2 protein-coding genes are annotated in these 1633 nt (G+C 42.7%); one reads left to right on the top strand and one right to left on the bottom strand.

Translation table 11 applies throughout. The annotated features are described in order from the left end of the window. Positions 1-861, bottom strand: an 861-nt coding sequence (locus tag R7E00_RS22880; RefSeq protein ID WP_318124518.1) for a GGDEF domain-containing protein, incomplete at its 3' end; no start/stop codon positions are given. A gap of 319 nt (positions 862-1180) precedes the next feature. On the opposite strand from R7E00_RS22880, the gene R7E00_RS22875 reads away from it, so the two are divergent. Beyond that, positions 1181-1633: deoxyribodipyrimidine photo-lyase (locus R7E00_RS22875; protein WP_318124517.1), on the top strand; the 453-nt coding region annotated here is incomplete at its 3' end.

Raw genomic sequence — 1633 nt, 5'->3', positions numbered from 1 at the left:
ATCACGTACGCGCAGCTTTTCAATCATGCGGCGCAGGGTATCGGCATATTGGCGGGCGATTCGTAGGGATTTGTTTGGCACAATTAACGCAAATTCTTCGCCGCCGAAGCGGTATGCACTCACGCCATCGCGACAGCTTTGTTGCAGTCGACGCGCGATCGCTTTCAATACGGTGTCACCAAATAGGTGCCCATAGTTATCGTTGAACGCTTTAAAGTGGTCGATATCCAGCAAGATGAGAGTCATCGCCTGATTAGCGTTAATCAGCATGCTCAAATCAGTATCAAAGGCACGACGATTGTAAAGATTAGAGAGTCCATCAAACAGCGCGTCTTTTTGTACTTCGGCTAATTGATTCTTCAAACGAGAAATTTCTTCACTCGCATTGGTGAGTTGACGGTTTAAGAATTTAGTTGAGTGGCGAATCTCATGAGATTCAGCAACGAGTTGGCGGATCACCACCATCACTTCTTCGATGCTCAAGCTGTTGTCTTCAACTTTTTCTAATTTGTTGAAGCTTTTATCGACCATCGCAGAGAAAGAAGAGGTATCTGACAAAGTATCACTCATGGAGCTCGACACTTCATGCAATAGCACTTCTACGTTGGTTTTGAGATCTTCTAAACTGGTTTCTGCTCTACTGGCCACGTAGTTGTTGTAAAGCTGTTTGTTCGCTGCTGGTGGACAAATACCATAGTGTTCTAACACTTCATCCATCTCAAAATTGAGTTCTGGAATGGTTTTGTCTACGTAGGTATACCAAAGCGCGTAGTTTGCGGGGGTGGCAGCTACATGATTTTTGATCATTAGTGGCACCGCTTTTTTTAAGTTAGCGGTCGATTTCTTAAACTCGTCAGTCATTTCTGCGATGTTACTAGCAAAATGGAATTGGATTTAGATTACCGGATATTAACTAATATCGCTTTAATTTTTATCATTTTTGCTTGGTTTATATAAAAAAATGAGCAAATAGCGGTGATATTCATAAATCTGAAATTTGATTTTATAAAATCATGGTTTAAAAGTGAACGATTGAGGATGGAAATACGATTTGGCTCTTATGTTCACGATTCATGCAAAGAGCATGGAAAGCGCTGTAGTTAGTAAGAACGGATGATCCGCTTGCGATGCCGAGCGTAAAACAAATCAGTACATTTAGCTCCTCGCCTAAGGACGTTTTTTGAAAAAGAAAATAGGGCTTTACTGGTTTACGTTTGACCTAAGACTTCACGATAACTCGCTATTGGTTAATGCCTCATCTTTTCTGGATGAATTGGTTTGCTTGTATTGTCGCCCTTCAGTAACTCCTTTTCTACATCATTTTGCTCAGGAGGCAACGCTCGGACGAGCTAGGCAGAAATTTATCGATGCGTCTTTGTGCGAACTGAATGACGCACTCGGCCAGTTAGGTCAGCGACTTTGGGCGCTAGATATATCCCCGTATCAAGCCCTCAAATATGCCATTCAATATTTGAGTGTCACTCATCTTTATGCAGACGCAATGGCTGGCTCGGATGAACAGAGCATATTGCACAAGCTGCAAGATGAATACCCACACCTTGTCATTGTTCAGCACGCTGTACGCAGTTTGTTCGACGAAAGCAAGCTGCCGTTTACGTTGCTTGATCTACCC

This window comes from Vibrio sp. Vb1755, from assembly GCF_033338635.1.
Taxonomy (GTDB): Bacteria; Pseudomonadota; Gammaproteobacteria; order Enterobacterales; family Vibrionaceae; genus Vibrio; species Vibrio alginolyticus.
This window is presented reverse-complemented; position numbering and strand designations above follow the sequence as displayed.